This is a genomic window from Actinokineospora sp. NPDC004072 (genome assembly GCF_053604195.1).
This window is the reverse complement of record NZ_JBSGHB010000006.1, coordinates 170392-193960: the sequence shown is the minus strand read 5'-3', so window position 1 is coordinate 193960 and position 23569 is coordinate 170392. Positions and strand designations below refer to the sequence as shown.

The following is a 23569-nucleotide window of genomic DNA, read 5'->3' as shown; positions in this document are numbered from 1 at the left end:
GCGCGACCGCGTGTGGCCACAGTCGGCGGGTCCAGCAGGCCAGTGACGTGGGCAATCGCGGTCGCGCCCGACAGTCGCAACCGTCGTCCGTTCCGGTGGGCGTGTTCGACCACGCTGCGGCGCTAGGCTCGGGCCGTGACCTGGGCGGCGATCGTCCTCGCTGGTGGGCGGGGGAGCAGGCTTGGCGGGGTCGACAAGCCTGCGTTGGTCGTCGGCGGGATGACGCTGCTCGACCGGGTCGTCGCGGCTGTCGACGGTGCTGACCCCGTTGTGGTGGTCGGGCCGCAGCGGCCTACCGCGCGGCCCGTCGTCTGGACGCGGGAGACCGAGCCCGGGGCCGGGCCGGTCGCCGCGCTCGCCGCGGGCCTGTCAGCCGTGACCGCCGAGGTGGTCGTCCTGCTCGCCGCCGATCTGCCCGCCGTTGACGGCGCGGCGGTGCGCGCGGTGCGGGAGGCGGTGGACGCGACCGGCGCGGTGCTGGTCGACGCCGAGGGGCGTGACCAGTGGTTGTTCAGCGCATGGCGGACAGACGTGCTGCGCGCCGCCGTCGCCAGACCGGGCCGCGGCCTCTACGCCATCCTCGGCCCGCTCGACCCCGTCCGCGTCCCCGACACCGCGGGCGCCTCGTCCGATCTGGACACCCCGGCCGACCTCGACCGCTGGCGCTAGAGCCGGGCGTGCTGCGCCGAGCGCGCCACCAGCCGCAGCTGCTCGGTGTCCACGTCGTACACGTAGCCGAGCACGTGCTCCTTGTGCGGCAGGAACGGGTTGACCTCGATCCGCCGGATCGATTCGCGCACATCGGCGTCCACGTCGTCGAAGCCGTCGGCCGACCACTCCGGACGCATGCGCACCTCCTGCGCCAGGTCGGCGCGGAACCGGGCCTCGGGGAAGTGCAGCATCCCGCAGCGGGTGTGGTGCACCAGCACGATGTACCTGGTCTCCAGCACCCGCTGGCTGATCACCAGCGAGCGGATCACGTCGGCGGTCACCACGCCGCCCGCGTTGCGGATGACGTGCGCGTCGCCCGCCTCCAGGCCCAGGATGCGGTAGATGTCCATGCGCGCGTCCATGCAGGCCACGACCGCCAGGTGCCGGTCCGGCACGCCGCCGTGCTCGGCCAGGTCGGCCGGGAAGCCGGGCGCCAGGGCGTTCATGATGGTCATACCCCGGGTATCGGATGCGGGCCACCCGGTCGGTAGTCGCCCGATCGGCGCGTTTCACAGGGCTCACACCGGTGGTGGGGTTGGCTGTTCGCCGTATCCAGCCACAGGAGGACCGCCCGGTGACCGAGCCGACCACGCCCGCCAACGACGCCCAGGTGCTCGAACGCACCGTGTTCGAGGTCAAGCGCGTCATCGTCGGGCAGGACCGGCTGGTGGAGCGCATGCTCGTCGGGCTGCTCGCCAAGGGCCACCTGCTGCTGGAGGGCGTGCCCGGGGTGGCCAAGACGCTGGCCGTGGAGACCTTCGCCAAGGTCGTCGGCGGCTCGTTCTCCCGCGTGCAGTTCACCCCCGACCTCGTCCCCGCCGACATCCTCGGCACCCGCATCTACCGGCAGGGCACCGAGCGCTTCGACGTCGAGCTCGGCCCGGTCGTGGCCAACTTCGTGCTCGCCGACGAGATCAACCGCGCCCCGGCGAAGGTGCAGTCGGCGATGCTGGAGGTGATGGCCGAGCGGCACGTGTCCATCGGCGGCCAGACCTTCCCGATGCCCGACCCGTTCCTGGTGCTGGCCACCCAGAACCCGATCGAGAACGAGGGCGTCTACCCGCTGCCGGAGGCCCAGCGCGACCGGTTCCTCTTCAAGATCATCGTCGAGTACCCGACGGTCGAGGAGGAGCGCGAGATCGTCTACCGGATGGGCGTCGAGCCCCCGGTGCCCGACCAGGTGCTCAGCCCCGCCGAGCTGGTCCGGCTGCAGCAGGTCGCCTCCCGGGTGTTCGTCCACCACGCGCTGGTCGACTACACCGTCCGGCTCGTGCTGGCCACCCGCACCCCGGCCGAGCACGGCCTGACCGACGTGGCGGGCTGGATCGCCTACGGCGCCTCCCCGCGCGCCAGCCTCGGCATCATCGCCGCCGCCCGGGCGCTGGCCTTGGTCCGCGGCCGCGACTACGTGCTGCCCCAGGACGTGGTCGACGTGGTGCCGGACGTGCTGCGCCACCGCCTGGTGCTCAGCTACGACGCCCTCGCCGACGGCGTCCCCGTCGACCACATGGTCACCCGCGTGCTGCAGACCGTCCCGCTGCCGCAGGTCTCGGCCCGGCCGCAGGTGCCAGCGGGCAGGCCGTGACCCGGGGCGATCGACCCGGCTGGGCGCCGCCCATCCTGCGCGGCGACCGGATGGAGGCCGGGCTGCGGCTGCTGGAGATCGACGTGCGGCGCAGGCTCGACGGCCTGCTCCAGGGCAACCACCTGGGCCTGGTGCCCGGCCCCGGCTCCGAGCCCGGCGAGGCCCGGCCGTACCAGCCCGGCGACGACGTGCGCCGGATGGACTGGGCGGTCACCGCCCGCACGACCACCCCGCACATCCGCGAGACCGTGGCCGACCGCGAGCTGGAGACCTGGCTGGTGGTCGACCTGTCCGCGTCGCTGGACTTCGGCACGGCGGCCTGCCTGAAGCGCGACCTGGCGGTGGCCGCCGTGGCCGCCATCACCCACCTCACCCGCGGCGGCGGCAACCGGGTCGGCGCGCTCATCGCCACCGGCGAGCAGACCATCCGGGTGCCCGCGCGCGGCGGCCTCGCCCACGCCCGCGGGCTGGTGCGCCGGGTGGCCGAGACGCCGAGCCCGCGCGAGGGCGTCCGCGGCGACCTCGCCGCCGCCATCGACGCGCTGCGCCGCCCGCCCCGGCGGCGCGGCCTGGCCGTGGTGGTCTCGGACTTCCTCGGCGGCACCGAGTGGCAGCGGCCGCTGCGCGCGCTGTCGCTGCGCCACGAGCTGGTCGCCGTCGAGGTCGTCGACCCGCGCGACGTCGAGCTGCCCGACGTCGGCCGCGTCGTGCTGGCCGACCCGGAGACCGGCCGCCAGCGCGAGGTGACCGCGACGGCGTTGCTGCGCAAGGAGTTCGCCGCGGCCGCGGCCGAGCACAGGTCCACTGTGGCCGCCTGCCTGCGCCGCGCGGGCGCGGCCCACCTGACCTTGCGGACCGATTCGGACTGGATCGCCGACACCGTGCGGTTCGTGGTCGCCCGCAAGCGCCGCTGGTCGGGGGGCGTGGCATGACGCTGAGCCTGAGCGGGTTCACCGCGCCCTGGTGGTTCCTGCTGCTGCTGGCCGTCGCCGGGCTGGTGGTCGGCTACGTGCTGGTGCAGCGCTCGCGGCGGCGGCGGACCATGCGGTTCACCAACCTGGAGCTGCTGGAGCGCGTCGCGCCGAAGCGGCAGAGCTGGGTGCGGCACCTGCCCGCCGTCGGCCTCGTCATCGCGCTGCTGCTGCTGACCACCGCGATGGCCGGGCCGACCGCCGAGCAGCGCGTGCCGCGCAACCGGGCGACGGTCGTGCTGGTGATCGACGTCTCGCTGTCGATGGAGGCGACCGACGTGCCGCCGTCGCGGCTCAAGGCGGCCCAGGAGGCGGCGCGGACGTTCGTGCAGGGGCTGACACCCGGGGTGAACCTGGGCCTGATCAGCTTCGCGGGCACGGCCACGGTCCTGGTCGCCCCGACGACCGAGCGCTCCGCGGTGGTCAACTCCATCGACAACCTCAAGCTCGCCCAGTCCACGGCGACCGGCGAGGCCATCTTCGCCGCGATCCAGTCGATCGAGAGCTTCTCCTCGGTCGTCGGCGGCCCCGACGGCCCCCCACCGGCCCGCATCGTCCTGATGTCCGACGGCAAGCAGACGATCCCCACCGAATTCGAGGACGACCCCCGCGGCTCCTTCACCGCAGCCCGCACGGCCAAGGACAAGGGCATCCCGATCACCACGATCTCCTTCGGCACCATGCAGGGCACCGTCGAGATCGAAGGCCGAGTCCAATCGGTCGAGGTCGACGACGACGCCATGCGCGAGATAGCCCGCCTCTCCGGCGGCGACTTCTACACCGCCGCCACCGCAGAACAACTCCGCAGCGTCTACGACACCCTCGGCGAGCAGATCGGCTACGAGATCAAGTTCACCGACGCCAGCAGACCCTGGCTCATCCTCGGCACCCTCCTAGCCGTCCTAGCCGCCGCAGGCTCCCTCCTCGTCGGCCAACGCCTCCCCTGAGCCCCGCCCGGGGCACAGCAAGACCGCGGCCGGGATCGCTGGAGGCCCGAGCCGGGTGCGGCGGTGCGGAGTTGCCTCGCCGAGGTCGGTGGCGCGTTCCCGAACGTGTGAGCGGTAGGCCCGTCAGCGGGGGCGCAGCGGCAGCGGATAGCCTCAACGGCGTTCGCGCACGCGCCAGGATGGGGAGACGGATGGGACGGTCGGTACTGGTCACCGGCGGCAACCGGGGCATCGGGCTGGCGATCGCCCGCGCCTTCGCCGAGCAGGGGGACAAGGTGGCCGTCACGCACCGCGGTTCCGGCGCGCCCGAGGGGCTGTTCGGGGTGCGGTGCGACGTGACCGACGCCGCCTCCGTCGACACCGCCTTCGCCGAGGTCGAGGATGCCCACGGGCCCGTCGAGGTGCTGATCGCCAACGCGGGCATCACCGACGACACCCTCCTCATGCGGATGGACGAGGAGCAGTTCACCCGGGTCCTCGACGCCAACCTCACCGGCGCGTGGCGGGTGACCAAGCGCGCGACGCGCAACATGCTCAAGGCGCGGTTCGGCCGCATCGTCTACATCTCCTCCGTCGTGGGGATGATGGGCTCGCCGGGGCAGGTCAACTACGCCGCCAGCAAGGCCGGGATGATCGGCATGGCCCGCTCCATCGCGCGCGAGCTGGGTGCGCGCAACATCACCGCCAACGTCGTCGCGCCCGGGTTCGTGGCCACCGACATGACCGAGCAGCTGACCGAGGAGCGCCGCAAGCAGATCCTCGCCTCCGTCCCGGCGGGCCGCTACGGCTCCACCGAGGAGATCGCCGCCGCGGTCACCTTCCTGGCCTCCGACGCCGCGGCCTACATCACCGGCGCCGTGCTGCCCGTCGACGGCGGCCTCGGCATGGGCCACTGACAACCAAGGAGAACGACCACCCCATGACCGGACTGCTGGCGGGCAAGCGGCTGCTGATCACCGGCGTGATCACCGACTCGTCCATCGGATTCCACGTGGCCCGCGTCGCCCAGGAGCAGGGCGCGACCGTCGTGCTGACCGGCTACGGCAGGCTCAGCCTGGTCGAGCGCATCGCCAAGCGGCTGCCCCAGCCCGCGCCGGTGATCGAGCTGGACGTGCAGAACGCCGAGCACCTGGACACCCTGGCCGACCGGGTGCGCGAGCACGTCGACGGCCTCGACGGCGTGGTGCACGCGATCGGCTTCGCCCCGCAGTCCTGCCTGGGCGCGCCGTTCATGGAGGCGCCGTGGTCGGACGTGGCCGTGGCGCTGGAGGTCTCGGCGTACTCGCTCAAGGCGCTGGCCGCGGCCACCCTGCCGCTGCTGGGCCCCGGCTCGTCCATCGTCGGCCTGGACTTCGACGCCCGGGTCGCCTGGCCCGCCTACAACTGGATGGGCGTGGCGAAGGCCGCCTTCGAGTCCGCCAACCGCTACCTGGCCCGCGAGCTGGGCCCGCAGGGCGTGCGGGTCAACCTGGTCGCGGCAGGCCCGGTGCGCACCATGGCCGCCAAGTCGATCCCCGGCTTCAGCGAGCTGGAGGACGCCTGGGGCAAGCGCGCCCCGCTCGGCTGGGACGTCACCGACGCCGAGCCGGTGGCCAAGTCGGTGTGCGCCCTGCTGTCGGACTGGCTGCCCGCGACCACCGGGTCGATGGTGTGGGTCGACGGCGGTGTCCACGCCCTGGGCATGTGATGGCCGACGCGCTGCTGTGGCTGTCGTTCGGCGGGCCGGAGTCGCCCGCCGACGTCCGCCCGTTCCTGGAGAACGTCACCCGCGGCCGGGGCGTGCCCCCGGAGCGCCTCGACGAGGTGGAGGCGCACTACCAGCACTTCGGCGGCGTCTCGCCGATCAACGCCCTGAACCGGGCCGCGATCGCCGCCGTCGAGGCCGCGCTGGCGGCGGCGGGCATCGACCTGCCGGTGTACTTCGGCAACCGCAACTGGCACCCGATGGTCGAGGACACCGTCGCGCGCATGGCCGCCGACGGGGTCCGCAGCGCCCTGGTGTTCCCGACCAGCGCCTACGGCGGCTACTCGGCGTGCAGGCAGTACGACGAGGACATCGCGCGGGCCCGCGCGGCCGTCCCGGACGCCCCTGACCTGCTGAAGCTGCGCCAGTTCTTCGACCACCCGCTGTTCATCGCCGCCGCGGCCGACGCCGTGCGCGCGGTCGCGCCCGAGCAGTACCGCCTGGTGTTCACCGCGCACTCGGTCCCGGAGGCCGCCGACCTGGCCTCCGGCCCCCCGGAGGAGGGCGGCCGCCGCTACTCCCGCCAGATCGCCGAGGCGTCGCGCCTGGTTGCCGAGGCGCTCGGCGCGGCCGAGTACGACGTGGTGTGGCAGTCCCGCTCGGGCCCGCCGCAGGTGCCCTGGCTGGAGCCGGACATCGTCGACCACCTCGAAGCCCTCCACGCCGACGGCGTCCGCTCGGTCGTCCTGTGCCCGATCGGCTTCGTCAGCGACCACCTCGAAGTGGTGTGGGACCTCGACACCGAGGCCCGCGAGAAGGCCGAGTCCCTCGGCATGGCCTTCGCCCGCGCCGCCACCCCCGGCGCCGACCCCCGCTTCGCCGACCTGGTGGTCGACCTCGTCCGCGAGCACCTGGACGGCGCCGAACCCCGCAAGCTCTCCCCGTTCCCGGCCGCAGGCTGCACCCTCAACGGCGCCCCCTGCGCAGTCGCCTGCTGCGAACCGGCCCGCAGGCCCTAGCCCCGCGTCCCTCACCGCATGGGGGACCTCGACCTCGCCCTGCGGCAGGCGGGGCGGTTCACCGAAGCCGGCCGAGTGCTGGGAGCAGGCACGGACCGCGTACGCGGAAACCGGCGACCTCAACGGCACCAAGCAGGCGAATCCGCTGCTCCGCGGCCTCCCGCCGGTCCCGGATGTCGACGACCACCGGAGATCTTGCGCCAGCCCACCGGGACACCCGGCCAGCGGGCGGCCCGGGCTCGACCGGCTGGCGATCCGCATCAACTCATGCCGAGTACGTCCCCGCCGATGGGCGAATGCGGCTGTCGCGGTGACTCAAGCCATGTCTTCCAGCGTCGGGATGACCGGGGACAGGAGGTGGTCCGGGTGCTCGGTGACCACGCCCCGGACCAGTCGGAAGACATGGAAGCTCGACTTGTGCTCCGGGTGTTCGTCGTCGTGGACGTACAGCAGCCCGTAGGAACCTGGTGCAAGGCGTCCGATCTCGGTGAAGAGGCCGACCACCAGGTCGCCCCACCGCCCGCGGTGGTTCGGGCTACCGCCGAGGTGGATGTAATAGGTGCCGTTCATGGCCCGAAGGTCGATCAATGCGTAGCCGCTGAGTTCATCGACCAGCGCCTGGATCTCACCGAGCCGAAGGGGCGGCTCATGGTCGAGAGCCTCAGCAGTCGAACGAAGCGCTATCCACCCGTGGTACTCGAACACGACCGCAGCCTAGACACCGGGGGGCGGGTCACCCGTACGCCAGCGGCCCAGCAACCGCTCCTTCCGCCTAGCAGCCCCAGGCGAGGATCAAGACGTTGGGCGGTGGAGCCATTGGCCGCGGACGTCGACGGCGGGCTTGACCCCCAACAACCCCGAGGACAACTGCGCGTCGCCGGGTGGTCAGTCCGGTCGCACTAGCCTCGGGGTCGCCAGCGGACGGCGGCCTCCCAGGGGCGGCGGGAGACGGCGGCGCTGAACTCGATCAAGTCGGCCCACCACGGGCTGATCTTGGCGGGTCTGCGCGCGATGGCTCGGGCGAGGACGGCGGCGGCTTCCTGGGCTGATTGCGCCGGCGCGTTGGCCAGGGAGGCGGTCGGGGCGCTCATCCGGGTGCGGATCAGTGCCATGTAGACCGTCGTCGCGGTGATGCCGTCCGCGGCGGCCTCCATCGCCGTGCAGCGGAAGAAGGCGTCGAAGGCGCCCTTGGACGCCTGGTAGGCCGCCCAGCGCGGCGTCGGCGGCAGTTGCACGCCGATCGTCGAGACGTTGACCAGGTGACCGCTGCCGCGCGCCCGCATCGCCGGGAGCAGGTCCAGCAGGAGGCGCACCGGGCCCAGGTAGTTGACCGCGATCGTGCGCTGGAAGTCGTGGAAGCGGCTGGCGGCCACCGTGCGCCGGATGGACTTGCCCGCGTTGCTGACCACGATGTCCGGCGGCCCGTGCTCGTCCAGCACCCGCGCCGCCAGCGCCCCCACCGCGTCGGGGTCGGTCAGGTCGGCGGGGTAGCAGCGGGCCCGCCCGTCCGCGACCTCGCTGAGCGCGTCCGCCGTACGCGCCGTCAGCAGCACGGTCGCGCCTGCGTCGATCAGCATCCGGGCCGTCGCCGCGCCCAGCCCGTACGACGCGCCGGTGACCAGCACCGTGCGGCCCTGGACCGCCGCGCGCAGCTCCGCCGCGCCGACCCCGCCGCCGCGCGGGCCCATCACCGCCCCTGCCAGCCTGCTCCGGCCGATCCTGGCCGCGAGCGTGCCCTTCCCGTTGATCACCTCAGGTGGATATCGCCCGTGCCCGCGCCGTGTCAACGACCGAAGGTCCCGGTAGCGGTCCGGGGCCGGCGGCCCAATCGACTACCCCATCGGCGGACACCGCCGTCACCCGGACGGCGGCGGCCGGTTGGCGGGGCCGGGCAGCCCGGACGCGCCGGAATCGACCGGTATTACCGGGATTGGTCTGGAGAGAGGGAGGGTGGCGGGGCGGTGCAGGGAACCGCCCCGCCACCAGGGGGCGGTTAGGCGTGCGACCGGACCTCGTGCCGTAGGTCCGGCGCCTGCGTGGGGAACACCGCCGCGACGTACGCGATTGCGCACTCGGGGCACACCACTCGCTCGGCGGGGCGCTGTCCGCAGCGCGCGTCCACCGGCATGCCGCACAGCCCAGCTGCGCGGTGAGTTGGGACCAGGTGTGCCCGGCCGCGGTACACGGCGCTGGTTCCCCAGCAAACCTCTCCGCGTGGTTCGGGGACGATCGAGGGCATCCCGCTCACCCTCTCGGCTCGGACAGGTCGAGCCGGTTGTGCAGCTGCCGTCCGGACTCGCTGAGCGTGACCAGCCTGCAGTCGCGCAGCTTCAGCGAGCCGACCACCAGGTGACCCGCGCTGACGAGCTCGCGGGCGCGGGCGGTCAGGTCGGTGTCGGGCGGCAGCCCCCGCCCGGTGATCTGGTTCTTCTCGGTCAGGCCCAGCTCGCCCCGGTGCGCGCAGCGCAGCAGCACGAACCAGTCCCGGTGCCGGGCCACCTCGTCGGGCGTGCGCCTGCCGCGGCGCAGCCAGATCTCCAGCAGCCGGTTGCCCGCCGAGGTCAGCTCCGCGGTCACCCAGCCGTCGTGCGGGTCGACGCTGCCGCACAGCCCGATGAAGCCGTCGCGCCGCAGGGTGAACAGCGCGCCGATCATCAGCGCCGACAGGTCGTCGGTGCGGTGCCGCAGCACCGCGGTCACGCCGTAGCCGCCGATCTCCCCGCGGGCGACCATCTGCAGCGCGCCCAGGTGCGCGCCGTCCAGCACCGGCGGACGCGGCAGCGCGGGCCGGTGGTCGAGGAGCTCAGCGGTCATGGTGTGACTCCGGTAACAGCGTGTGGTTCAGTGTGACCACTATCAGGGAGCGGCGCGCCGCTGGCTCATCCCAATGACCCATAGCACGGCCTTATCGGCCATCCGGTGGATGATCATGCTCGGGGTCCACAGCGGACCGCCTTGCGGGTTAAAGGGTTTTGAGCAGGCTTTCGCCGCGCGGTAAGAGCCGGTAGCCCACGTCCAGGGACAGGGTGAGCCCGAGGTTCTTGAGCTTGCGCACGTCGGCCTTGAACGGCAGCGTCTCGCGGCCGACGGCGGCGGCGAGGTCGGCGGCGCGGACCGCGGGCCGCTCGGCGATCAGCCGCAGCGTGGCCCGGGTCCACGGCCCGTGGCCGCTGGCCGCGTCCAGCCGGTCGAGCCGGGCGGTGACCGCCGCGCGCTCGTCGTCGGTGAGGTCGGTCGCCGCGGCCAGCTCGGCGCGCGGGTCGGGCCCGGTGACCAGGTGGATGCGGATGCGGTGCAGCGGCAGGGAGGGGTCGCCGCGCAGGTCGGCGGCGGCCTCCTCGGGGGTCCGGTAGCCCGCCGCGCGGGCGTCCCGGACCGTGATCCGCGGCACCACGTCCACGGCGTCGACCGCGACGCGGCCCACCGTCGTGCGGTACACCCGCCCCGCGACGACGCGCGGGGCCTTCCAGCGGCGGAACAGGACGGTGACCCGCCCCGCGGCGATCGGCTCAGCCCAGCGGGCTGCGATCAGCACTGGTCCGCGTGGTCGGAGAACACGCGGACGGCCTCCTGCACCGCGGCCAGGCGGGCCAGCCGGACCGCGTCGTTGAGCGGGCGCAGGGCCTCGGCGCGCTTGCGGGCCGCCGACGCCGAGAGGGCCTTGCCGGGGGCGTCCTCGGCGGCCAGGTCGAGGATGGTGGCCACCTCGTTGGCCCGCTGGAGCACGCGCAGCGACCGCGGCGGGGTGCCCTCGGGCCACGGCGCGGCGGCGCGGTGGGCGATGCGGGCGGTGATCTCCTCGCGGACGCCCGCGCGGTGCTTGGCCACCCCCAGCTCGGTCAGCACGCCAGCGGCCACCCGCATCGCGCCGGTCAGCTCGTGCTCGGCCTCGCCGAGCGGCTGGTGCTCCACGCCCGCGGTCTCCCCGGTGGGGAACACCGTCCAGCGCAGCACGCCGTCGGCGACCGGCTCGGGCACCAGGCCGTAGCCGGTGCCGTCGATGACCACGGCCTCGCCCGCGTGCAGGGCGGTGCCCGCGAACTCGCTGCGGGTGCCCAGGCCGCGCACGTCGCCGGGCACCGGCAGGACGAGCCGGGCGCTGGTGGCGCTCATCCGGCGCAGGGCGGTCAGCAGGGACGCGACGGGCGCGCCCGCCTGGCCGCGCGCGGGCAGGTCCAGCTCGGTCGCGGTGGTTTCGTCGACGGCGACCACGTCGTGCTGTTCCGACCAGTGGCCCAGGGCGTCGAGCACGTCGTCGGAGGCCGCTGACCCGGGCAGCCACGCCGAGACCCAGACGGCGAATGTCGCACTCGGAGATGACACGGTGGGAAAGCCTACGCTGGTCGCCCGAGCGCCGCGTTCAACAGGTCGCGGAAGGCGTCGATGTCGGCGGTGCTGCCGAAGGCCCGCCCCGGCACCGGGTGCACGCCGCCCTCGGCGGTGCGCAGCACGAAGTTGCGCTCGGTCTCGGCCCATCCGGCCAGCTCGGCCACGGCGAAGTCGCTGTGGGCCGTGCCGTCCACGGTCATCATGCGGATGCGCCCGCCGTCGACCTCGGCGGTGACCGTGCGGCCCGCGATGGGGTTGCGGTTGAACGCCATGCGCGCCCCGACGCCCGGCAGGGCGGCGATGAGCGCCGCGCATACCAGCCCGAACACCCCGGGCAGCGGCTGCCCGATGGCGATCAGCACCACCGACAGCGCGGCCAGCGCGGCGGCGAACCAGGGCGACCACCGGGTGAACGGGACCATCGTGCGGACCGCGTCGGCCCAGTCGGCCGGTTCCGGGCGCCATTGCAGTCGCATGGCCGCGATTATCCCGAGCCGGACCGGGAGCTGGAGCAACACCTCCAGTGCGCTGGACGTCGCGTTGTCCCACGAATCTGCGTACCGTCGATCGGGTGACTACCGCGCGTCTGCCCCGCACCCTCGGTGACCTGCGGGCCCACGGGCACCAGCCCAAGTCCGTCAAGGCCGAGATCCGCGACAACCTGCTGGCCGCCCTGCGGGCGGGCCGCGACCCCTGGCCGGGCATCGTCGGCTTCGGCCAGACCGTGCTGCCCCAGCTGGAGCGGGCGCTGCTGGCCGGGCACGACGTCGTGCTGCTCGGCGAGCGCGGCCAGGGCAAGACCCGGCTGCTGCGCACGCTGGTCGGCCTGCTCGACGAGTGGACGCCGGTCATCGCGGGCTCGGAGCTGGGCGAGCACCCGCTGGACCCGATCACCCCCGGCTCCCGCGCCCGGGTCGCCGAGCTCGGCGACGACCTGCCCGTCGAGTGGCGCCACCGCGACGAGCGCTACACCGAGAAGCTGGCCACCCCGGACACCTCCGTCGGTGACCTGATCGGCGACGTCGACCCCGTCCGGGTGGCCGAGGGGCGCACCCTGGGCGACCCCGAGACGATCCACTTCGGGCTGGTGCCGCGCGCCCACCGCGGCATCGTGGCGATCAACGAGCTGCCCGACCTCGCCGAGCGCATCCAGGTCGCGCTGCTCAACGTCATGGAGGAGCGCGACATCCAGGTCCGCGGCTACACCCTGCGGCTGCCGCTGGACGTGCTGCTGGTCGCCACCGCCAACCCCGAGGACTACACCAACCGCGGGCGCATCATCACCCCGCTCAAGGACCGCTTCGGCGCCGAGGTGCGCACCCACTACCCGCGCTCGCTGGCCGCCGAGGTCGACCTCGTCCGGCAGGAGGCGGACCTGGTCGCCGAGGTGGGCGACCCGCTGCTGGAGGCGCTGGCCCGGTTCGTCCGCGGCCTGCGCGAGTCCAGCGCGGTCGACCAGCGCTCGGGGGTCTCGGCCCGCTTCGCCGTGGCCGCCGCCGAGACGGTGGCCGCCGCCGCGCTGCGCCGGGCCGCGCTGACCGGCGAGGACCCGGCGGTGGCCCGCCCGATCGACCTGGCCGCGGTGCCCGCGGTGCTGCGCGGCAAGCTGGAGTTCGAGGCGGGGGAGGAGGGCCGCGAGACCGAGCACCTGACCCACCTGCTGCGCCGGGCCGTGGCCGAGACCGCCCGCGACCGGCTCGCCGGGCTCGACCTGCGCCCGCTGACCGACGCCGTGGCCGACGGCAACCTCGTCGCCACCGGCGAGCGCGTCCCGGCCACCGAGGTGCTGGCCGCCCTGCCCGAGCTGCCGGTGCTGCACGAGGTCGCCGCCCGCGTCGGGGTCACCCCGGCCGACCCGCCCGGGCGCATCGCCGCCGCGGTGGAGCTGGCGCTGGAGTACCTCTACCTGACGCGCAAGGTCGCCAAGGAGTCCGACGACGGCGCCGAGGCGGTGTACGGGCCGTGACCCGGTACCGGTACGCGCCCTGGGACGACGGACCGGACCCGCTGGCCCCGCCGGTCGACCTGCGCGCCGCGCTGGACCGGCTCGGCGCGGACGTCATGGACGGCTCGTCGCCGCGCTCGGCCCTCGACGAGCTGCTGCGCCGCGGCGTGGACGGGGCAGGCCTGGACGAGCTGACCCGGCGGCTGTGGGAGCGCCGCTCGCGCATCCAGCGCCGCAACAACCTCGACGGCACCCTGCGCGAGGTCCGCGAGCTGCTGGACCGCGCGCTGGCCGCCGAGCGCCGGGAGCTGTTCCCCGACCCCGCCGACGACGCCCGCTTCCGCGAGGCCCAGCTCGACGCGCTGCCCCCGGGCACCGCGGCCGCCGTGCGCGACCTCGCGGGCTACGACTGGCGCTCCGAGCAGGCCCGGGCCGACTACCAGAGCATCCGCGACCGGCTCGGCCAGGAGCTGATGGAGTCGCGCTTCCAGGGCATGAAGCAGGCGCTCAGCGAGGTCCAGCCGCAGGACGTCGACCGCATCCGGGCGATGATGGCCGACCTCAACGAGCTGCTGCTGGCCCATCTGCGCGGCGACGACACCGACGAGCGCTTCGCGGAGTTCATGCGCCGCCACGGCGAGTTCTTCCCGGAGAACCCGCGGACGGTGGACGAGCTGGTCGACGCGCTGGCCGCCAGGGCGGCCGCCGCCCAGCGGATGATGAACTCGATGAGCGCCCAGCAGCGCGCCGAGCTGCAGGAGCTGCTCTCCGGCGCGTTCGGCGACCCGCGGCTGGCCGAGCAGGTGGCGACGCTGGACGCCAACCTGCGCGCGCTGCGCCCCGGCGAGGACTGGACCTCCTCGGCCCGCTTCCGCGGCCGCGACCCGCTGGGCCTCGGCGACGGCGCGCAGGCGCTGGCCGACCTCGCCGAGATCGACGCGCTGGCCGAGCAGCTGGCCCAGAGCTACCCCGGCGCCCGGCTGGAGGACATCGACCTGGAGGCGCTGGGCCGCCAGCTCGGCGACGACGCCGTGGTCGACGCCCGGCGGCTGGCCGAGCTGGAGCGCGAGCTGCGCGCCCAGGGCCTGCTGGAGCGCGCGGCCGACGGCACGCTGCGCCTGTCGCCGAAGGCGCTGCGCAGGCTGGGCGAGGCCGCGCTGTCCGATGTGGTCGGTGCGCTGCGCACGCGCCGCGGCGCCCGCGACACCCGGACGGCGGGCGCGGCAGGCGAGCCGACCGGCGCGTCCCGGCCCTGGCAGTTCGGCGACACCGAGCCCTGGGACGTCCCCCGCACGGTCCGCAACGCCGTGCTGCGGGGGAGCCCGGTGCGCATCGATGTGTCCGATGTGGAGGTTGTGGAGACCGAGCAGCGTTCGCGTGCCGCGGTCGCGCTGTGCGTGGACACGTCGTGGTCGATGGTCCAGGACAACCGCTGGGTGCCGATGAAGCGCACCGCGCTGGCCCTGCACCACCTGGTCCAGACCCGCTTCCGCGGCGACAACCTCCAGCTGATCACCTTCGGCAGGCACGCCGCGACGGTCGACATCGGGACGCTGACGGCGCTGGAGGGGGTGTGGGAGCAGGGCACCAACCTCCACCACGCCCTCCTGCTCGCAGGCCGCCACCTGCGCGCCAACCCCGACGCCCAACCGGTCGTCCTGGTCGTCACCGACGGCGAACCCACCGCCCACCTCGAACCCGACGGCGAAGCGGTCTTCAACTACCCCACAACCCCCCGAACGATCGCCAAGACCCTCTCCGAGGTCGACCGCCTCACCCGCCTCGGCGCCACCCTCTCCATCTTCAAACTGGGCGACGACGCCCGCCTCGCCACCTTCGTGGACCTGGTAGCCCGCCGCGCCTCCGGCCGAGTGGTCACCCCCGACCTCGACGGCCTGGGCCCAGCCGTAGTCGGCGACTACCTCCGCTCCCGCCGGTCGAGGTAGCGAGGAGCCGCAAGCCCGAACGCGGAGGTGGGAAGCAGGTCTTCCTGCGCTCCCGCCGCTCGCGGGTCAGGTGCAGACCCGCCATTCGCCCGACTCGCGGATGATCGGGAAGGTGCGGCGTTCGGCGTCCCCGCCCGCCGGGTTGGTGGCCAGGACGGTGAAGGTCTTCGGGTCGGTGGATTCGGTGACCCGTTCCAGGGTGAGGAAGCCCTTGTCGAGGAACAGGTCGGCCGCGCGGTCCTGGGCGCGGGTGCAGACGACGTCGCGCAGCTGGGCCTCATCACCGAGGTTCACCGCGTCGACGAAGCTGCGGGCCGTCTTCACCGGGTCGTCGTCGGCCTCGGTGAAGCGGGGGAGCAGGACGGTGATGGCCACGCCGACGGCGACCACCACGGCCGCCGCCACCGCGGTGATCAGCCAGCCGCGGCTGAGCTTGCGCACCGGCCTGCGGGGTGCCCTGGCAGGCCGCGCGCCCGACGTCGCCGGGCGGTCGTCCGCCCAGGTCGCCTCCGGTGGCGGGATGCGGCGCTCGTTGAACTCGTGGCCCTCGTGGCGCACCAGCGTCGTCCACGCCTGCCCGTCCCAGTAGCGCCGCTCGACCCGCCGCTCCGGGTCCGGCTGCCAGCCCGGCGCCAGGACCTTCTCCAGCGTCGCCGCCACCGGCGCGGCCGCGTCCGGGCGCTGGCGCAGCCGCACCAGCAGCGCCCACGCGCCCGCGCGCTGGGCCGGGTCGAGCAGCCGCGAGCGCAGCTCGGTCATGATCGACAGCTGGGTCTGCTGGTCGAGCTCGGGCTGCTCCAGCTGCGCCCGGTACACCTCCAGGTACGGCACCGGCGGCTCCGGCGGCAGCGGCTGGGGCAGCGGGCCGGGGTCGGGGAAGGCGTCCAGCGCCCCGCGCAGGCGGGGGATGCGCTCGGTGGTGCCGCCACCGGGGTCGATCACCGCGGCGTCGGCCAGCTCCGGGGGCAGCTCGGCGGGCCGCAGCCGGGCCACGGCCAGCGGCTTGCCCAGCGCGGCGGCGTAGCGCAGCTCGGCCATGCAGCCCGGCGAGCGCACCGAGTCCGGTGAGACGAGGAACACGAAGACGCTGCACCGGCGGATGCGCGCGAGCACGGTGTCCCACCACTGCGGCCCGTTCGGCTCGCCCCTGTCCAGCGCCACCTGCCTGCCGACCTGCGCCAAGTCGGCGCGCAACCGGGCCGCGGCGTCCCGATCCGGCGCCGCGTGGCAGACGAACACGTGCATGGCTACTCCGCGATCAGCGCCCCGACAGCGCTCTGCTGATGTCGCACACCCGCCACTCGCCGTCCTCCTCGGCGAGCGGGATGCTCAACTTTACCGACGAGTTGCCCGTCGTGCGCGCGGCGAGGACGGTGAACCGGGGATCGGGCCCGGACACGTCGACGCTCTCCAGCGTCACGTTGGCCGTTTCGAGGAACCCCCGGTACAGGTGGGCGTACTCGCCGACATCCCGGCGGCACACGAACCGCTGCATCGCGGCTTCGTCGCGGGTGTTGACCGCGTCCACGAAGTTCCTGGCGATGGTGGTGGCGGCCTCCTGGTCAGGACCCGCCCCCGCCAATACAACACCACCGGTGACCCCGCCCGCCAGCAGCAGCACACCCGCGGCGACCAGCAGCGGCAGCCCGCGGCGGCGCTTGGGCTCGGGGTCGGCGTGCTTGCCGTGGGCCAGCGGCAGCTCGTCGGTGCCGGTGTCCTCCAGCGCGGTCGGCAGGTGCGCCGACGACGCGGGCGGGGAGTTGCGGTCGTTGAACTCGCGGTCGCCCTGGCGCACCAGCGTCGTCCAGACCTGCCCGTCCCAGTGCCGGGCGTCGAAGCGGCCCCGCGGGTCCGGCCGCCAGCCGGGGGCCAGCACCCGCTCCAGCTTGGCCGAGACCAGCGGGGTCAGCTCGGCCCGGCCGCGCAGCCGCACCAGCAGGTCCCACACCGCGGGGAACTCCGGGGACGCCAGCCGCGCGTTGAGCTGCTCGAACAGCTCGTCCTGCTCGACGGGGGAGAGGTGCTCGGCGTCGATGCGGGCCAGGTAGGCGTGCAGGTAGCTGGTCGGGATGGCGGGCGGGGCGGGCAGCCTGCCCGAGGGCGGCTTGGCGATCGGCAGCGCGTTGAACGCCTTGAGCAGGGCGATCACGGACTCGGGGGTGCGGTCGACGTACTCCACGACCTCGGCGCCCCGCAGCTCGGCGGGCAGCGCGTCGCGGTCGACCGGGCGCACGCGCACGGCGAGCACCGGCCTGCGCAGGGCGATCGCGTACCGCAGCTCGGCCAGGCAGGCCGCCGAGCGCAGGGAGTCGGGGGAGAGGGCGAACACGAGGGCGCGGCAGTCGCGCACGCGGCGCAGCACCTGGTCCCACCAGGCCTGACCGCCGTCGAGGTCGCGGTCGAACCACACGGGGTGCCCCAGCCGCTCGAAGTCCGCGCGCAGCTGGGTGATCGACGACTGGTCCCGGCGGGCGTAGCTGATGAAGACGTGCATGCGGTCGACTCGCGTTCACTGGCCGTACAGATCGAGGTGCCCGGCACGGTATGTAAACGGAGCGGTAGCCAACAGGGACCAAAGGCCCTTGGTCTACCCCGGCCGTCTCGGACCGTGCTCACGAGGTCGCAGGCCGCAGGCAGTTCACTGGCTGGCCCGGTTTCCCGGTGATCTCCGACGAGCAGGCCGCGCGGTGGCGGTCACCGAACGTGACGGCAGGTCGGAGCAGCTCCGGGTTGCAGGCCGGGTGATCGTGTGGACTGGCCCGTCGGCGGTAGTAAGTGGCCGTGACAGCAGGTCGGAGCACGTTGCGGGCTGGTGTGATCGTGCGGATTGACTCGTTGGTGGTGGTCAGTGGCCGTGATGGCAGGTCGGAGTAGCTGCGGGTTGCGGGCGGGGGTGATCGTGTGGATTGACCCGTCCGGCGGTGGTCGGCGACGGTGACGGCAGGTCCGAGCAGCTGCGGGTCGCGGGCCGGGGGTGATCGTGCGGATTGGCCAGTCGGTGGTGGTCAGTGGCCGTGACGGCAGGTCGGAATAGCTGCGGGGTTTGCAGGCTGGGGTGGTCGTGTGGATCGGCCTGTCGGTGGTGGTCAGTGGCCGTGACGGCAGGTTGGAGTAGCTGCGGGTTGCGGGCGGGGGTGGTCGTGTGGATTGGCTCGTCGGCGGTGGTCAGCGACGGCGACGGTAGGTCTGAGTAGCTGCGGGTTGTGGGCGGGGGTGATCGTGCGGATTGACCCGTCCCGGCGGTGGTCAGCGACGGTGACGGCCGGTCGGAGCGGCTGCGGGTTGTGGGCGGGGGTGATCGTGCGGACTGGCCCGTCGGTGGTGGTCGTACAGTGGCCGGATGGACGAGCTCCGCAGGCAGTTCCGGGGCAGGCTGCCCGCGTCGGTGGAGGCGCTGCCCGCCGCCGCGGCCGCCGACCTCGCCGCCGCCCTCCGCGCGGCCCGGGTGCGCCAGACCGAGCACCTGGCGGCTGCGACCGAGGAGTCCCTGAGCCAGGTGCCCCGGCTGATCCGCCCGCTCGTGCGCAAGGTGCTCGGCCTGTGAGCGGCACCCGCGCGGAGATCGTCAAGCTGGCCCGGCTGCTGGGCACGTCCCCCGACCGCTTCGCCTACCTCGCCGACCTCCCGGCCGCCGACGTCCGCCAGGTCCGCGAACGCGCGACCGACGTGCTGTTCGACACCAACGCCGCCGTCTTCGCCCGCATCGCCGCGGCCAGCAAGCTCGTCCCGGCCGCGATCACCGCCGCCATCGCCCAGCGCGCCTTCGGCCCCCTGCTCTCCGCCCGCGTCGCCGCCGCCCTCGAACCCGACCGCGCCGTCGACCTCGCTACCCGCGTCACCCCGACCTTCCTCGCCGACGTCGCCGCCGAACTCGATCCCCGCCGCATAGCCCCGATCCTCACCGCCCTCCCCATCACCCGCATGCGCGCCGTCGCCGCCGAACTCATCCGCCGCGCGGACTACCCGACCATGGGCGGCTTCATCAGCACCCTCCCGACCCCGGCCCTGCGCGCCCTGATCGCCGACCTCCCCGCCCCCGCCATGCTCCACATCGCCATCTACAGCGACGACGACACCCGCTTCCCCGAAATCTTCGCCCTGATCCCCGACGCCAAACTCGCCGATGTCGTGTCAGCGCTGGTGGATGCGGAAGAGCCGTTGGCCACCGACATCTTCGAGCTGCTCTCCCACCTCGACACCCCCGGCCTCTCCCGCCTCTCCTCCGCAATTAACACCCTCCCCGAACCCGCCCGAACAACCCTGTCCACCCGCGCCACCACCGCCGGCCTAACCGACCTGGCCTGAGCGATCAGCCCACAGGTGTCGCCCGTCGACCACGCTGTCCCCGCCAGCCAGTCCCGCAGCCGGTAGTAGTCGTCAGCCTCCGGCTCGTGCAGGTAGACCCCCACCTTGCGAAGACCGATGTAGACGATCGGCGGATCGTCGGGGAACTCCATCAGCAGCCACGGGTGCCCAGCGGCCAGCACAGTCGCAGGCACGAACCGGACCCCGACACCCCGCTCGGCCACAGCCAACAGGTGCGCGAGCTGCGCATCTCCGGCAGTGGCGAGCGCCGGAGCGTGGATGAACGCGGTGTACTCGGTCGTCCTGAGCACCTCCTGCCGCCGAATCCGGTGCTCGACGTGACACTCGATCTCGTCCTCGGCCGCGCCGGCGGCCCGAAGGAGCGCGGCAGCGTAATCCGGCGTCTGCAACAGCGGTGGGATGGCGCTCGGGCACCAGTCGGTCAAGCGGTGCGCCCCCGCCTCCAGGCTGGTGATGCCGTCGGCGTCGATCGGGCAGCCCGGCGCGGGCACGCTCTGCCAGATCCCTGGCTGGAAACCCGTGCGCACCACGTCGATCAGCTGCTCGCGCAGCTCTCGCGGCACCCGGTACACCGCAAGCAGCGTGGCGACGTCCTCCACGGTGATGCGCCTGCGCCCCGTCTCGGTGCGGCTGAGCGTCGCAAGGGACATCTGCGCCAGGTCGGCAGCCTGTTCCAGGGACAGCGAGGTGAACTGGCCGCGGTACGCCCGCAGCCGGGCTCCGATCATGCGATCCCGTGCTCGCGGCGACCGGCGCCTGCGTGTGGTGGTCATGGCCGGGGACCGTAGGGAGCGCCGTGGACCAGCGGTTTGACTCCGTGGCAATGTCACCTGGTTGGGTTTGTGCTGATCAAGCCTGCGCGGCGGGCTAGGGCGTGGAGTTCTTGGGTGGTGGTGTTGGGGAGGGGGCGGGAGAGGAGGTCGGTGAGGAGGGCTCGGGTGAAGGGGTGGTGGTGGACTCGGGTGGGGCTGATGGATTCGGCTCGGCGGAGGGCGGTCACGGCGGCGGGGAGGTGGCCGCGGAGGTGGGCGAGGGCGCGGGCGCGGTCGGACCAGTAGGCCGCCTTGCGTTGGGGAGACGGGATGGCATCGGGGTCGACGTCGGCTGAGATGGTGGCGGCGCGCGCGTGGTCGCCGGATTCCAGGGCTACGGCCATCCGCCAGACGGCGATGTTGGAGCGGCCGAAGCCGAACCAGAGGGCGTTGGCCTCGCCGATGCGGTTGGCCAGGGCGGTGGCGTGGTCGAGGGCTGCGGCGCTGCCGCTCCGATCGCCGCGGGCTGCGGCCAGGAGGGAGTCGGTGAGGGTCAGCATTCCGGTTAGCTGCAACAACTCCGGGGTCGACGTGCGCCGATTCGCCGCTCGGAGGACGTCGGCCGCCAGGTCGTACGACCCGGCCGCCAGCAGGCCGTGCGCGGTGCCGAACGCGGCCAGGCCCGAAGTCGTCGGGTCGTCCACCTCCTCGGCTGCCCGTTGGGCGGTGGTGGCTGCCAACCACCCGAGGTCGAGCGGCGCGCCCACGTCGCGCAGCCACGCCTGAGTCCCTTGGACGTGCAGCAACGGAACCAGATGCAGAGCCTCAGGCGTCCGGTGCACGTCCACGATCAGGCCGGGAAGCGCCCGGCCCACCACGTCGTGCCTGCACTGCTGCTGGGCATCCAGCAACGCCGACAACCGGGCCGTCAGAACGGGAAGCGGCAGCGGGGGACCGCCCGCCGCACCAGCCGTCGCCACCAGCAGCGCACGCCGCACCGCGTCCACCGCCACGTTCGACTGGGCTGGGTCTGGCTCGTGGAGCAGGTCGGTGGGGGAGACCTCCAGCGCGTTTGCCAGGGCCGTGATCAGGGAGCGGCGGTCGATGGCGCGGCTGCCGGTTTCGATGCGCGACAGGTAGGACGGCGAGATGCCCGCCAAACCCGCAACCACCGCCAGCGACTTGCCGCGGGCGTGCCGGATTCGGCGCAATCGCCTGCCGATGTCGGACATGGGCGCTCCCCTGGGAAGGCGTGCGTCCCAGGGTAGCCGGCTCAGGCGGCGTCGGAGGTGGTGACCACGCGGGCGCGGAGGGTGCGGAGGGTGTGGTGGTCGACGTGGCCGCAGTCGGCGGCCAGCCAGGCGCCGAAGGTGTGGACGAAGGTGTCGGCGTCGACGGGGGCGACGCCCAGGGCGGGGGTTTCGTCGGTGGTCAGGGGGCCGCGGCGGTTGGGGTAGATGATGAGGGCGCCGCGGATCTCGACGCCGGGGAGGAGGTCGGCGAAGGCGGCGACGGTGGCGGGGAGGGTGGTTTCGCCGCCGCGGAACGGGTGGTCGTTGCGCCAGAGGTTCGCGTCGTCGTCGAACTCGTAGTGGCCCGGCAGCCACAGCTTGGACTCGATGAGCACCAGCCGGTTGCCGCACAGCACCGCGTGCTCGACGTCGGCGAACACCGAGTCGGGGCAGGACAGGCCGTGGAAGACGCGGGCGCCGGGGAGCGGGGCGAGGTAGCGGCGCAGCAGGTCGGCGGTCAGCCGCTCGCCCGCGGGCTCGTGGTCGGCCACGCCGAACACCGTGCGCTCGCCGAACTCCGCCAGCGCGGCCCGGTGCCCGCGCACCGCAGCGGCGTAGGCCCGCGCCAGGCGCACGGCGGCCGCCACCGCCGCAGCGGCCAGCGCCAGCCAGATCACCAGCAAGAACGTCGGGAACGGGACCACCAGCGGCGGCACCGCCAGCACGCACACCGCCGCGACCGCCAACGCCGCAGGCGCGTGCCCGGGCGTGCGCACGTAGCCGATGCGCGGCTGGTGCTTGGTCAGGTGCCACCACGGCAGCGCCGCGGGCGACACCCGGCACGCGGGCGGCACCCACGCGGGCTCGTCGCGGAACATCCGGCGGCGCGCGGGCCGGGGGACCGGGGCCGGGTCGGGCGCCGCCGAGTCGTAGGCGGCGCGCCGGTCCGGCCGCGACAGCGTCTCGTACGCGGTGGTGAGCATCCGGAACGTGCCGGACGTGCCGCCCGCGTCCGGGTGCAGCACCTTGGCCAGCGCCCGGTACGCCGACTTGATCTCCGCCGTGGAGGCGTCCCGGGAAACCCCGAGGAGTTCGTAGTAGTCGACGTCGTCCACGGCGGAGATCATTCCACGGGTTGCCCGCCCGTCAGGAGGTCACATCCTTGCGGGCGAAGCGGCGCGCGGTGAGCAGGCCGAAGACCGCCGCGTAGCACACCGCCGAGAACGCGCCCTCGGTCATCGCCGTCCAGTCGATGTCGGTGGAGATCAGGTCCGACCACGCGAAGGCGTAGTGCGTGGGCAGGACGTCCCGCAGGTCGCCCAGCGCGGTGATCTGGTCGAGGATCTGCGACAGGATCGCCACCAGCACCGCACCGCCGACCGCGCCCAGCGGCGCGTCCGTGCTCACCGACAGGAACATCGCCACCCCGGCCACCCACATCAGGTGGATCGCCAGGTACAGCACGGCGAACAGCATCGCCAGCAGCGAATCGCCGAAGGGCACCGCGTCCCCGGTCGGGCTGACCGCCTCGCCTGCCCCGTAGAACACGATGCCGACCACCAGCGCCACCGCGGGCAGCAGCACCAGCGCCAGCAGCGACAGGATCCCCGAGGCGATCGCCTTCTGCCGCAGCAGCCGCATCCGCGGGATCGGCATGGACAGCAGGTACTTCAGCGACGACCACGACGACTCCGACGCCACCGTGTCGCCGAAGAACAGCGCCACGATCATCGGCAGCAGGAAGCTGCCCGCGGCGAACAGCACGAACACCACGAAGTTCGGCGCGCTGGCGGTGGCCAGGTCGACGAACCCGCCGGAGCGCCGGTTGGAGCTGTCCGAGCCGAACTCGAAGGCCGCCCACAGCACGAACGGCAGCAGCACCAGGAAGCCCAGCAGACCTTGCGTGCGCCGCCTGCGGAGCTGCCGCAGCAGCTCCACCCGCAGCGGCAGCGTGCGGCCGGGGGTGAACCCGTCGACCGAGCCGTCGCTGCCGTGCCCGATGTGCTCGCGCGAGGCCGAGGCCACCATGTCGTCGATGGCCACCGGGTCGGTGTGCACGGTGGTCAGGGTCTCCCGGCCCGACCGCTGGCCCGCGGTGGCCGCGGCCTTGGGCACGCCCCAG

General features: G+C 73.6%; 23 protein-coding genes. 10 read left to right on the top strand and 13 right to left on the bottom strand.

What is annotated here, in order from left to right:
• The first annotated feature begins 135 nt into the window (after positions 1–135).
• Positions 136–669, top strand: coding sequence for a molybdenum cofactor guanylyltransferase (gene mobA, locus ACWEPX_RS11635; protein WP_451897059.1), 534 nt, complete (start codon positions 136–138; stop codon positions 667–669).
• Here mobA and ACWEPX_RS11630 read toward each other — a convergent pair.
• Positions 666–1166: a beta-class carbonic anhydrase gene (locus ACWEPX_RS11630; protein ID WP_451897058.1), complete on the bottom strand. Its 501-nt coding sequence runs from the start codon at positions 1164–1166 to the stop codon at positions 666–668. The two genes, mobA and ACWEPX_RS11630, sit on opposite strands and share 4 nt — an antisense overlap.
• Before the next feature lie 119 nt (positions 1167–1285).
• Here ACWEPX_RS11630 and ACWEPX_RS11625 point away from each other — a divergent pair, with 119 nt between their 5' ends.
• From ACWEPX_RS11625 to ACWEPX_RS11600, 6 genes are all read left to right on the top strand, one after another.
• Positions 1286–2296, top strand: coding sequence for an AAA family ATPase (locus tag ACWEPX_RS11625; protein WP_451897057.1), 1011 nt, complete (start codon positions 1286–1288; stop codon positions 2294–2296).
• Between the two features lie 50 nt (positions 2297–2346).
• Entirely contained in the window at positions 2347–3228 is an 882-nt protein-coding gene (locus ACWEPX_RS11620) for a DUF58 domain-containing protein (RefSeq protein ID WP_451897210.1), read from the top strand.
• 2 nt (positions 3229–3230) lie between these two features.
• Positions 3231–4214: a VWA domain-containing protein gene (locus ACWEPX_RS11615; RefSeq protein ID WP_451897209.1), complete on the top strand. Its 984-nt coding sequence runs from the start codon at positions 3231–3233 to the stop codon at positions 4212–4214.
• Positions 4215–4405: 191 nt separating this feature from the next.
• On the top strand, positions 4406–5110 hold the full coding sequence (gene fabG, locus ACWEPX_RS11610) for a 3-oxoacyl-[acyl-carrier-protein] reductase (RefSeq protein WP_451897056.1): 705 nt from the start codon (positions 4406–4408) through the stop codon (positions 5108–5110).
• A gap of 23 nt (positions 5111–5133) precedes the next feature.
• Positions 5134–5901, top strand: a complete 768-nt coding sequence (fabI, locus tag ACWEPX_RS11605) for an enoyl-ACP reductase FabI (protein WP_451897055.1) — start codon at positions 5134–5136, stop codon at positions 5899–5901.
• Positions 5898–6917 (top strand): ferrochelatase, encoded by a 1020-nt coding sequence (locus ACWEPX_RS11600; RefSeq protein WP_451897054.1) that lies wholly within the window; start codon positions 5898–5900, stop codon positions 6915–6917. The genes fabI and ACWEPX_RS11600 overlap by 4 nt, the downstream gene beginning before the upstream one ends.
• A gap of 315 nt (positions 6918–7232) precedes the next feature.
• Here the strand turns inward: ACWEPX_RS11600 and ACWEPX_RS11595 are convergent, their stop codons facing one another.
• From ACWEPX_RS11595 to ACWEPX_RS11570, 6 genes are all read right to left on the bottom strand, one after another.
• Complete coding sequence (locus ACWEPX_RS11595) at positions 7233–7622, bottom strand: Imm7 family immunity protein (RefSeq protein ID WP_451897053.1); 390 nt, start codon at positions 7620–7622, stop codon at positions 7233–7235.
• A 194-nt stretch (positions 7623–7816) separates the two neighbouring features.
• Entirely contained in the window at positions 7817–8668 is an 852-nt protein-coding gene (locus ACWEPX_RS11590; protein ID WP_451897052.1) for an SDR family NAD(P)-dependent oxidoreductase, read from the bottom strand.
• 493 nt (positions 8669–9161) lie between these two features.
• Positions 9162–9731 carry a hypothetical protein gene (locus ACWEPX_RS11585; protein ID WP_451897051.1) on the bottom strand — a complete coding sequence of 190 codons (570 nt, stop codon included), beginning with the start codon at positions 9729–9731 and terminating at the stop codon, positions 9162–9164.
• A 148-nt stretch (positions 9732–9879) separates the two neighbouring features.
• Positions 9880–10452 carry a hypothetical protein gene (locus ACWEPX_RS11580; RefSeq protein WP_451897050.1) on the bottom strand — a complete coding sequence of 191 codons (573 nt, stop codon included), beginning with the start codon at positions 10450–10452 and terminating at the stop codon, positions 9880–9882.
• Positions 10446–11240: a hypothetical protein gene (locus ACWEPX_RS11575; protein ID WP_451897049.1), complete on the bottom strand. Its 795-nt coding sequence runs from the start codon at positions 11238–11240 to the stop codon at positions 10446–10448. The genes ACWEPX_RS11580 and ACWEPX_RS11575 overlap by 7 nt, the downstream gene beginning before the upstream one ends.
• Positions 11241–11251: 11 nt before the next feature.
• Entirely contained in the window at positions 11252–11722 is a 471-nt protein-coding gene (locus ACWEPX_RS11570) for a YcxB family protein (protein ID WP_451897048.1), read from the bottom strand.
• Positions 11723–11817: 95 nt separating this feature from the next.
• Here ACWEPX_RS11570 and ACWEPX_RS11565 point away from each other — a divergent pair, with 95 nt between their 5' ends.
• Both ACWEPX_RS11565 and ACWEPX_RS11560 read left to right on the top strand, forming a co-directional pair.
• Entirely contained in the window at positions 11818–13212 is a 1395-nt protein-coding gene (locus ACWEPX_RS11565) for an ATP-binding protein (RefSeq protein WP_451897047.1), read from the top strand.
• On the top strand, positions 13209–15137 hold the full coding sequence (locus ACWEPX_RS11560) for a VWA domain-containing protein (protein ID WP_451897046.1): 1929 nt from the start codon (positions 13209–13211) through the stop codon (positions 15135–15137). The genes ACWEPX_RS11565 and ACWEPX_RS11560 overlap by 4 nt, the downstream gene beginning before the upstream one ends.
• A gap of 66 nt (positions 15138–15203) precedes the next feature.
• Here ACWEPX_RS11560 and ACWEPX_RS11555 read toward each other — a convergent pair whose 3' ends face one another.
• A complete protein-coding gene (locus tag ACWEPX_RS11555; protein WP_451897045.1) occupies positions 15204–16382 on the bottom strand; it encodes an Rv0361 family membrane protein in 1179 nt (392 codons plus the stop codon).
• 13 nt (positions 16383–16395) lie between these two features.
• Positions 16396–17631, bottom strand: a complete 1236-nt coding sequence (locus tag ACWEPX_RS11550) for a toll/interleukin-1 receptor domain-containing protein (RefSeq protein ID WP_451897044.1) — start codon at positions 17629–17631, stop codon at positions 16396–16398.
• Between the two features lie 846 nt (positions 17632–18477).
• Between ACWEPX_RS11550 and ACWEPX_RS11545 the strand changes: the two genes are divergently transcribed.
• Positions 18478–18681, top strand: coding sequence for a hypothetical protein (locus ACWEPX_RS11545; protein ID WP_451897043.1), 204 nt, complete (start codon positions 18478–18480; stop codon positions 18679–18681).
• 514 nt (positions 18682–19195) lie between these two features.
• On the opposite strand, the gene ACWEPX_RS11540 is transcribed toward ACWEPX_RS11545, so the two are convergent.
• The 4 genes from ACWEPX_RS11540 to ACWEPX_RS11525 are packed head-to-tail and all read right to left on the bottom strand — an operon-like array spanning position 19196 to position 23475.
• On the bottom strand, positions 19196–20236 hold the full coding sequence (locus tag ACWEPX_RS11540) for a helix-turn-helix domain-containing protein (RefSeq protein ID WP_451897042.1): 1041 nt from the start codon (positions 20234–20236) through the stop codon (positions 19196–19198).
• Positions 20237–20289: 53 nt separating this feature from the next.
• The gene (locus ACWEPX_RS11535) at positions 20290–21447 is read right to left on the bottom strand and encodes a helix-turn-helix domain-containing protein (protein ID WP_451897041.1); all 1158 of its coding nucleotides are present in this window, start codon (positions 21445–21447) and stop codon (positions 20290–20292) included.
• A gap of 41 nt (positions 21448–21488) precedes the next feature.
• Positions 21489–22562, bottom strand: coding sequence for a J domain-containing protein (locus ACWEPX_RS11530; RefSeq protein WP_451897040.1), 1074 nt, complete (start codon positions 22560–22562; stop codon positions 21489–21491).
• A gap of 31 nt (positions 22563–22593) precedes the next feature.
• Positions 22594–23475 (bottom strand): ABC transporter permease, encoded by an 882-nt coding sequence (locus ACWEPX_RS11525; protein WP_451897208.1) that lies wholly within the window; start codon positions 23473–23475, stop codon positions 22594–22596.
• Positions 23476–23569 lie beyond the last annotated feature (94 nt).

What these genes read in the sequence shown, in the direction of transcription:
- ACWEPX_RS11630 (WP_451897058.1), bottom strand. Translation starts at nt 1,166, where the DNA reads ATGACCATCATGAACGCCCTGGCGCCCGGCTTCCCGGCCGACCTGGCC.
- ACWEPX_RS11620 (WP_451897210.1), top strand. Translation starts at nt 2,347, where the DNA reads ATGGAGGCCGGGCTGCGGCTGCTGGAGATCGACGTGCGGCGCAGGCTC.
- fabG (WP_451897056.1), top strand. Translation starts at nt 4,406, where the DNA reads ATGGGACGGTCGGTACTGGTCACCGGCGGCAACCGGGGCATCGGGCTG.
- fabI (WP_451897055.1), top strand. Translation starts at nt 5,134, where the DNA reads ATGACCGGACTGCTGGCGGGCAAGCGGCTGCTGATCACCGGCGTGATC.
- ACWEPX_RS11585 (WP_451897051.1), bottom strand. Translation starts at nt 9,731, where the DNA reads ATGACCGCTGAGCTCCTCGACCACCGGCCCGCGCTGCCGCGTCCGCCG.
- ACWEPX_RS11570 (WP_451897048.1), bottom strand. Translation starts at nt 11,722, where the DNA reads ATGCGACTGCAATGGCGCCCGGAACCGGCCGACTGGGCCGACGCGGTC.
- ACWEPX_RS11555 (WP_451897045.1), bottom strand. Translation starts at nt 16,382, where the DNA reads ATGCACGTGTTCGTCTGCCACGCGGCGCCGGATCGGGACGCCGCGGCC.
- ACWEPX_RS11550 (WP_451897044.1), bottom strand. Translation starts at nt 17,631, where the DNA reads ATGCACGTCTTCATCAGCTACGCCCGCCGGGACCAGTCGTCGATCACC.
- ACWEPX_RS11545 (WP_451897043.1), top strand. Translation starts at nt 18,478, where the DNA reads ATGGACGAGCTCCGCAGGCAGTTCCGGGGCAGGCTGCCCGCGTCGGTG.
- ACWEPX_RS11540 (WP_451897042.1), bottom strand. Translation starts at nt 20,236, where the DNA reads ATGACCACCACACGCAGGCGCCGGTCGCCGCGAGCACGGGATCGCATG.
- ACWEPX_RS11535 (WP_451897041.1), bottom strand. Translation starts at nt 21,447, where the DNA reads ATGTCCGACATCGGCAGGCGATTGCGCCGAATCCGGCACGCCCGCGGC.
- ACWEPX_RS11525 (WP_451897208.1), bottom strand. Translation starts at nt 23,475, where the DNA reads ATGGTGGCCTCGGCCTCGCGCGAGCACATCGGGCACGGCAGCGACGGC.